Origin of the sequence: Parasphingopyxis sp. (genome assembly GCF_052168275.1) — a bacterium.
Lineage (GTDB): Bacteria > Pseudomonadota > Alphaproteobacteria > Sphingomonadales > Sphingomonadaceae > Parasphingopyxis.
The window spans coordinates 1-8,224 of record NZ_JBQLZM010000121.1 but is presented as its reverse complement, the minus strand read 5'-3'; the positions used below and the strand labels follow the sequence as shown (position 1 = coordinate 8,224).

The 8,224-nt window shown below is 69.5% G+C and carries 8 protein-coding genes; 4 read left to right on the top strand and 4 right to left on the bottom strand.

The genetic code is table 11. From position 1 onward, the window contains the following. Both ACTS1X_RS10890 and ACTS1X_RS10885 read right to left on the bottom strand, forming a co-directional pair. On the bottom strand, nt 1–703 hold a 703-nt coding region (locus tag ACTS1X_RS10890; protein WP_442614418.1), incomplete at its 3' end, for an acyl-CoA dehydrogenase family protein. Continuing rightward, a complete protein-coding gene (locus ACTS1X_RS10885) occupies nt 700–1,839 on the bottom strand; it encodes an acyl-CoA dehydrogenase family protein (RefSeq protein WP_442614417.1) in 1,140 nt (379 codons plus the stop codon). The genes ACTS1X_RS10885 and ACTS1X_RS10890, both read right to left, overlap by 4 nt. Nucleotides 1,840–1,953: 114 nt before the next feature. Here ACTS1X_RS10885 and ACTS1X_RS10880 point away from each other — a divergent pair, with 114 nt between their 5' ends. The 4 genes from ACTS1X_RS10880 to bchO all read left to right on the top strand — a co-directional run bounded on the left by ACTS1X_RS10880 (nt 1,954) and on the right by bchO (nt 6,611). Next, nucleotides 1,954–2,757 carry an enoyl-CoA hydratase-related protein gene (locus ACTS1X_RS10880; RefSeq protein ID WP_442614416.1) on the top strand — a complete coding sequence of 268 codons (804 nt, stop codon included), beginning with the start codon at nt 1,954–1,956 and terminating at the stop codon, nt 2,755–2,757. 202 nt (nt 2,758–2,959) lie between these two features. Next, nucleotides 2,960–3,961 carry a magnesium chelatase ATPase subunit I gene (bchI, locus tag ACTS1X_RS10875; protein ID WP_442614415.1) on the top strand — a complete coding sequence of 334 codons (1,002 nt, stop codon included), beginning with the start codon at nt 2,960–2,962 and terminating at the stop codon, nt 3,959–3,961. Further along, on the top strand, nt 3,958–5,709 hold the full coding sequence (locus ACTS1X_RS10870; RefSeq protein ID WP_442614414.1) for a magnesium chelatase subunit D: 1,752 nt from the start codon (nt 3,958–3,960) through the stop codon (nt 5,707–5,709). The genes bchI and ACTS1X_RS10870 overlap by 4 nt, the downstream gene beginning before the upstream one ends. Beyond that, nucleotides 5,706–6,611, top strand: a complete 906-nt coding sequence (gene bchO, locus ACTS1X_RS10865) for an alpha/beta fold hydrolase BchO (RefSeq protein WP_442614413.1) — start codon at nt 5,706–5,708, stop codon at nt 6,609–6,611. Before ACTS1X_RS10870 ends, bchO begins: the two co-directional genes overlap by 4 nt. A gap of 131 nt (nt 6,612–6,742) precedes the next feature. Here bchO and ACTS1X_RS10860 read toward each other — a convergent pair whose 3' ends face one another. Further along, the gene (locus ACTS1X_RS10860; RefSeq protein WP_442614419.1) at nt 6,743–7,504 is read right to left on the bottom strand and encodes a hydroxyneurosporene dehydrogenase; all 762 of its coding nucleotides are present in this window, start codon (nt 7,502–7,504) and stop codon (nt 6,743–6,745) included. An 80-nt stretch (nt 7,505–7,584) separates the two neighbouring features. Continuing rightward, nucleotides 7,585–8,224: phytoene desaturase family protein (locus ACTS1X_RS10855; RefSeq protein WP_442614412.1), on the bottom strand; the 640-nt coding region annotated here is incomplete at its 5' end.

Sequence of the window (8,224 nt, the reverse complement as noted above, 5' to 3'; positions counted from 1 at the left end):
TCGTCCTGTCGGACCGCCGGGCGATCTCCGGCCACAGGCCATCCGCGCCGAGCCCGGACACTTCGGCGCCGAGCTTTTCCGACCAGTAGCGGTCGTTGCCGCATTCCATCCGCCAGCGGTTGAGACGCCGCGTAAAGCGGTGGAGCGGATAGTCCCGCGTGAAGCCGATCGCGCCGTGAACCTGATGCGCGATGGCCGTGCCGGCCCCGATCGCGATGTTCGCCCGAAGCTTCGCGGCCGCGATCTCGAAGCGGGCGTCGCCATGATCGAGGGCAAGCGCGGCCCCGGCCCCGGCGGAATTCACCGCCGCCGCCTCGACCGCGAGGATCGCCAGCGATTGCTGGACCGCCTGGAACTTGCCCAGCGGACGGCCGAACTGCTCGCGCGTATTGACGTGTTCGACGGCCATTTCGAGAATCCGGTCGAGCGCGCCCGCCGCTAGGCATACCCGGGCGAATGCTCCCAGTTCCAGAGGATCTCCGGAGACGGCCTCCATGATCAGTCCGGCGATATCGAGATCCGATCCCTCATAGCCGGCGATCCTGAGGACCGCGAAGACATCGCCCCAGTCCCCGCCGAAGCCGCCTTCGTCTTCGGCGACCAGCAGCACGGCGAAGCCCGCCTCCTCCAGCGCCGCCAGGTCCGTCGCGGATCGCAGCACGGCCGTCGCCGTATCGCACAGGAGGGATCGATTCTCGCTCATCGGAGGCCGAGCCCCCTGGCGATGATGCCGCGCAGAATCTCTCGCGTGCCGCCGCGAAGCGAGAAGCTGGGCGCGGTCTGCACCAACAGGTCGAGCGTCCGTGCCAGGTCGCTCGCGCCCGCGCTGTCGAAATCGGGCCCGAGCACCGCCTGGATCGCCGTCGGCACGGCCTGTTCGTAGCTGTTGCCGAGATCCTTGACGATCGCCGCCTCGACGACCGGGTCCTCGCCCTCGGCAAGCTTGGCGGCCGTCGACATCGACATCTGGCGCAAGGTCCAGAGCTCCGCAGTCAGCCGGCCGATAACGGGTTGGACCGCCGGGTCCCCGCCCTGCTCCGCGATCAGATATCTGAGCAGCGCATAGCTCGAAAGATAACGTTCCGGCCCGGACCGCTCGAGCGCGAGTTCGGCCGTGACCTGTTTCCAGCCATCGCCTTCCGCGCCGACAAGCGCGCCGCGCGGAACCTCGACATCCTCGAAGAAAATCTCGTTGAAATCGTGCTGGCCGGCGAGGTTGATGATCGGGCGGACGGTGATTCCGGGAGTGTCCATGTCGATGAGCAGCTGGCTGAGGCCGGCCTGGCGTTCGGAACCGGGATCGGTGCGGACCAGCGCAAGGATCGCATGCGCGACATGCGCGCCGGTCGTCCACACCTTCTGCCCGTTGACGATCCAGCCGGCGTCCGTCCTGCGCGCCGATGTCCGGACCCCGGCGAGATCGGAACCGGCGCCGGGTTCGCTGAGCCCGATACAGGCGTAGATTTCACCCTTCGCCATGCCCGGGAGATATTTCCGCCGTTGCTCCTCGGTGCCGTATCGCAGGAGCAGCGGACCGGTCTGCCGGTCGGCGATCCAGTGCGCGCCGACCGGCGCCCCGGCGGCCAGCAATTCCTCGAGCACGACATAGCGTTCGAGCGGGTCGCGCCCGTGCCCGCCATAGCGTTCGGGCCAGATCATTCCGATCAGGCCCTCCCGGCCGAGCCGCTGGCTGAAGCCGGGATCGGCGATCGACCAGCTGTTCGCGCGATCGGCCGCGTCCCAATCCGCTTCGCATTCGGCGACGAGCGCCCGGACCTGATCGCGCAGCGCGCCCGCCGTGTCGGGCGTGGCGAAGGGATGGATGGCGAAACTGGGCATCGGGTCGGTTCTACGGACAAATGGAAGCGGGGCAAGGCCGCATCCGCCCGCCGGTCCGACGCTCTGGCCGACGCGCGAGGGGCAGGCTATGCGACGGACGAAAGGGAGCAACCGATGGGCGATTTTGTACAGCGCGAAACGAACGGACGCGTGGCGGTGCTGCGGCTCAACAGCCCGGATACGCTCAATGCCATCGGTACGCGGGCCGATTGCGAGGATGTCATCGATGCGCTCGAGGCGCTGGAAGACGATCCGGCGATCAGCGTCGGCATCCTGACCGGCAACGGCCGCGCATTCTGCGCCGGCGGCAATCTCAAGGGCATGAAAGAGAAGACCGGTATCGGGCGCTTGCCGGTCCCCGTCGACACGATGGCCAATTATCGCCGCGGCGTGCAGAAGATCACGCGGGCCTTCATGCAAAGCAACGTTCCGCTGATCGCCGCCGTCAACGGTCATGCCATCGGCCTCGGCCTCGATCTCGCCTGCCTGTGCGACGTGCGGGTGGCGGCCGAAAGCGCGCAATGCGCGGCGAGCTTCATCAAGGTCGGTATCGTGCCGGGCGACGGCGGCGCATGGTCGCTGCAGCAGATTCTGGGATATTCCAAGGCTGCCGAACTGTTTCTCACCGGCGAACGGTTCGACGCGGCGGCGGGCCTCGACATGGGCCTGTTCTCGCAGGTCGTCCCCGATGCCGACCTTATGAACGCGGCCCGGGCCATCGCCGACAAGATCGCCGAAAATCCGCCGCGCGCGGTTCGGCTCACCAAACGGCTGCTCCGCGAAGCGCAGGCGCAGCGCTATTCGGACATCCTCGAACTGTCGGCCGCCTATCAGGCGGTAATCCACGAAACCCGCGACCATGAAGAGGCGGTCGACGCGTTTCTCGAAAAGCGCGCGCCCAAATTCACCGGCGAGTAGGTCGGCCCGCGCCCTGCGAGGGACGCGCGACCCCGAAGGCGCGCGATCCTGCATTCGGAGCATCGACGGCGTGGTGGAAATGCGGCGCATGACCGCATTCACCGCCGCCGCCAATCCCTTCCGAACGGCGCGCGGTCATCCTCCCTATCGCGATGCCTGGTGTGCAGTTTGCCGTGTTTGCGCAAGCTGCTAAACCACGGCGATGACGAATTTCCCCTTTTCCGCGATAGTTGGCCAGGACGAGATGAAGCGGGCGTTGCTGATCGCGGCCGTCGATCCGCGGATCGGCGGGGTCATGGTGTTCGGGGACCGCGGGACCGGCAAGTCGACCGCCGCGCGGGCGCTGTCGGCGCTGCTCCCGCCGATGCGGATGGTCGAGGGCAGCCGGTTCAACTGCGATCCCGATCATCGCGAGGACTATCCCGAGGAGCTGACGAGCAAGCGCGTGCGCCGCGTGCCCGTGCCCTTCGTCGATATGCCGCTCGGCGCGACCGAGGACCGGGTGGTCGGCGCGCTCGATCTCGAGCGTGCGCTCGGCAAGGGCGAGAAGGCGTTCGAGCCCGGGCTGCTGGCCCGCGCCCATCGCGGCTTTCTCTATATCGACGAGATCAACCTGCTCGAGGACCATCTCGTCGACCTGCTGCTCGACGTGGCGGCTTCGGGCGAGAATCTCGTCGAGCGCGAGGGGCTTTCGGTGCGCCACCCGGCCCGGTTCGTGCTGATCGGCAGCGGCAACCCGGAAGAGGGGGAGTTGCGCCCGCAGCTGCTCGACCGGTTCGGCCTGTCGGTCGAGGTCAGGACCCCCGACGATATCGACCAGCGGATCGAGATCATGCGTCGCTGCGATGCGCAGGAGCGGGATCCGGACGCCTTCGCGGAAGAGTGGAAAGGCGCCGATACCAGGATCCTGCGCCAGATCGCGCGCGGCCAGAAGGCGCTCCAGAAAATAGTCGTACCCGATACCGTGCTCAACGATGCGGCCGAACTGTGCGTCGCGGTCGGCGCGGACGGCCTGCGCGGCGAGCTGACCCTGATGCGCGCCTCCAAGGCGCTGACCGCGCTCGAGGGCAGGAAGAAGGTGGCTCGGGATCAACTGATCACGGTCGCGCCGATGGCGCTGCGGCACCGGCTGCGCCGCGACGTGCTCGACGAAACGGGTTCCACGGCGCGGATCGAGCGGGCGATGGCCGAGCTGTTCTCATGAACATGCCGGACGCCGCTCCGGACCCCCTTTCCGATGCGCTGACCGCGGCCAGGCTGTTCGCCCTCGATCCGCAGGGGCTCGGCGGGCTCTGGCTGCGCGGCGCCGGGCCGGTTCGCGACGAATTGGTCGAGCGGCTGAAGGCCGACTTGCCGGGCGACATGCCGGTCCGGCGCATGCCCGTGACGATCGCCGACGAACGTTTGCTCGGCGGCCTCGACATTTCGGCGAGCCTCGGGGCCGGGAAGGCCGTTCTCCAGGCCGGCTTGCTCGCCGAGTGCGACGGCGGTGTCGTCATCGCGCCGATGGCCGAGCGGCTGTCCGAGAGCATCGCCGGGCGCATCGGCCAGGCGCTCGACTGGCAGAGCGTCAGGGTGGAGCGCGACGGGATCGGCTCGGAAACGCCGGCCGCGATCGGGCTGGTGCTGCTCGACGATGGCCGCGGCGACGAGGAGCGGCCGCCCGCGTCGCTGGTCGAGCGCGTGGCCTTTCACTGCAATCTGACGGCGATCGCGTCGCTCGATTTTCCCGCGGTCCGGTCCGGCGATCCGATCGCTCCCGCTGCCGTGGCCAAGCCGGACGAGAACATATTGCAGGCGCTGGCCGGTGTGGCGATGGCGCTCGGCGTCCGGTCCGCCCGGTCGTTGCGGTTCGCGCTCAGGGCGGCGCGCGCCAGCGCGGCGCTCGACGGGCGCCGCTCGATCGCCGACGGCGATGTCGCGACCGCCGCCCGGCTGGTCCTCGCGCCGCGCGCCACGCGATTGCCGGTCGAGGAACCGGTCGAAGCCGCCGAGCAGGACGCGCCGCCGCCCGACCCTGAGCAGGCCGAAGGGGACGATGGCGATCGGCGCGACGACCTGCCGACGCTCGAGGATATGGTGCTGGCGGCCGCCGCGGCATCTGTGCCGGAGGATGTCCTCCGGCGCATCGGCGAAGGCGTGCAGCGCGGCGGAGCGCGCGGCGGCGGGGCGGGCAGGCGCCACAAATCGCAACTGCGCGGCCGCCCGCTCGGGGCGCGTCCCGGTATTCCGCGCGGCGGCGCCCGGTTGGCGCTGGTCGACACGCTGCGCGCCGCGGCGCCCTGGCAAACGCTGCGGCGCGCCGAGGAGGGCGGGAACGCCCGGCGCCGCATCCGCATCCGCCGCTCCGATCTGCGCGTGCGCCGTTTCGAAGAACGCGCTGGCACCGTCACGATCTTCGCGGTCGATGCCTCGGGTTCCTCGGCGCTCGCCCGGCTCGCCGAGGCCAAGGGCGCGATCGAGCTGATGCTGGGCCAGGCCTATGTGAAACGCGCGCAGGTCGCGCTCGTCGCGTTTCGGGGCGAGGGCGCGGAACTGCTGCTGCCGCCGACGCGCTCGCTGACCCGCGCGCGGCGCGCGCTGGCGGAACTTCCGGGCGGGGGAGGGACGCCGCTGGCGGCCGGTCTCGATATGGCGCGCGAGATGGGCGAACTTGCCGCATCGCGCGGCCGCACGCCCTTTCTCGTCGTGCTGACCGACGGCAAGGCCAATGTGGCGCGCGACGGATCGCCAGGTCGCAAACAGGCGCGCGAAGACAGCGAAGCGGCGGCCAGGCGGATCGCGGCGACGGGCATGGCCGGCGTCGTGGTCGATATCTCGCCGCGCGCGCAGCCCGAAGCGGCCGCACTCGCCGCCGCCCTGCATATGGACTATCTGCCGCTGCCGCGGGCCGACGCCGCCACGCTCCAGGGCGCGGTCGGCGCGCTCCAGGACCGGGCGGTGCCGGCATGACCACGCCCCCGCGCTGGGAGACCGACGGGCGCGACTGGCCCAATCGCGAGGCCAGCCGGTTCGTCGAGACGGCCGGGCTGCGCTGGCACGTGCAGATCATGGGCAGCGGACCGGTGCTGCTGCTGCTCCACGGCACCGGCGCGGCGACGCACAGCTGGCGCGATCTGGCGCCGCTATTTGCCGGACGGTTCACGGTGATCGCTCCGGACCTTCCCGGACACGGGTTCACGACCGGCCGGCCCGAGGGCGGCCTGTCGCTGCCGTCCATGGCGCGCGCGCTGGCGGACCTTGTCGATGCGCTGAACGTCGCGCCGGCGATGACGGTCGGCCATTCGGCGGGCGCCGCGATCGCCGTGCAGCTCGGTCTGGATCACGGTGTCCGGGCACCGATCGTCGCGTTCAATCCCGCACTGCTGCCTTTCCCCGGGCTTGCGGCCAAGCTGTTTCCGGCGATGGCGAAGATGCTGTTCGTGAACCCCTTCGCGCCACGCATCTTCGCCGGTATCGCGCGGGGGTCGGGCGAGGTCGAGCGTTTCCTCGTCCGGTCGACCGGGTCCCGGATCGATGCCGCCGGGGTCGGTCACTATGCCCGGCTGCTCGGCCGTTCGGGCCATGTCGCCGGGGCGATCGGGATGATGGCGAACTGGGATCTCGAGACGCTGAAGCGCCGATTGCCGGAGCTCGACACGCCCGTTCTGCTGGTCCACGGATCGCGCGATGCGGCGATACCTCCGTCGGCGACGCACGCAGCGGCGGCGCTGATCGCCGGCGCGCAAACCGAGATGGTCGAAGGGCTGGGCCATCTCGCGCATGAGGAGCGCCCGGACCTTGCGGCGGCGCTGGTTCGGCGGTTCGCGGCGGATCATGCTATAGCGAATGCCGTCGATACGGGAGCGGAGTAGGCCTTGTGGGAAATTTCGGCTGGATTGAAATCGCCTTCACCTATTCGGTCGTGCTGGGTCTCGCCGTGTGGCAGCTCTGGTCGGTCAGCCGCGAGATCAGGAAGGACAAGGAAAAGGCAGCGCGCGAGGAGTCAGAGGCTGCGGCGGGGCATCTTGTAGGGGAGCATCCACTGGACGACCGGCGATCGGAACCGGTCGAGCGATAGGCTTTCCTGCACCGCGGTCACCGGTTCGCCATAGAGGCGCGTCGCAAGGGTGGACCGCGCGTAGAAAGGCGAATCCTCCCAGGTCCGGATGACGCCCGCATGGCCTCGGTCCGCGCGGCTCTTGCGCTCCATCTGCCACCATGTGCTGGGGAGCGGCGCGACCATCGGCAGTTCCGCGTCGTGCGGCGTTCCGGACGCATCGAACCGCAGGGCGCTGGCGAAGGTGGAGCCATCGCGCCGGCGGCCTTCATACATGACGGCGACCCCCCGGCCGAGATGCGCGCGCGACCAGTGCCAGTCGCGAAATCCGTCTTCCAGGGCCTCGCTGCCGCGGTTGGAATCGAGATAGCCGCTGCCGCGCCAGCGGATGCCCGGCCGGTCCATCTCGACCTCGATCTGCGCGCGCGGCGCGATCGCGTGCCAGACATGCCTGCCCGTCGGATCGAGCGCGAAGGCCGTCGCGTTGAGCATTTCGGGATAGAGTTTCACCTGGCCGCGCACCCGCCGCCGCCAGGGAATGCCGAGCCGGATATCGCGTTCCTCGATGTCGATGACGAGTCCGTCGCCGGTCCAGCGCATCGCGCTCGCGCCGATGGCGAGTTCGTCGGCGCCGGTTTCGACATCGTCGCCCGGCCGTTCGGTCATCGTCCAGCGCGCGCCCTGCGGGCCGTACAGCGCGACGTTCAGGCAGCAATGGCCATAGGGGTCGTCCCGCCCGCTCTTCTTGTAATAGGGGGAGAAGACGCTGCCGACGAAACCGATGATGGTCAGCCCGAAGAGGCCGTCGTCGCTGATCGCATCGACATACCACCAGCCATAGCCTTGCGGGGGGACGAGGCGGTCGAAGCGCGGTCTTGCATCAGTGTCTCGGCCGCCAGCCGCCCGGACAAGGCCGCCATCGGCACGCCCGCCCCCGGATGGGTGCTTCCCCCGGCGCAATAGAGCCCATGGATCCGTGTCCGGGCGCTCTGGCGGAGGAAGGAGGCCGCCCATCCGTGCGAGGCCTGTCCATAAAGGGCTCCACCCGTCGACGGGAACAGCGCCTCGAATTCGTTCGGGGTCGCCAGATGATGCGGCAGCGGCTGCTCCAGCTCGAGGCCGCATCGGGCCAGGTTCTCCATCATGTGCGTGCTGCATCTTTCTCTCTCCGCTGGAGTGTAGTCGTGAGTGTCGCCATTGGCCGGCGCGTTGACGATGATCTGCAGGCGTTCGCGGCCGCCATGTCCGGCGCCGTCCGCCGCGTCGCGATCCTGTCCGCAGACATAGACGCTGGGATCGCGCGGCGGGCCGCCCCGGTTGATGGCGCGAAATTCCTGCCGGTAGTCGGGCGAGAAGAAGACATTGTGCCGGACGATGGGGAAGCCGGCGGTGTGCGCATGGGCGAGCCAGGTGAAGGCCGACAGCGAG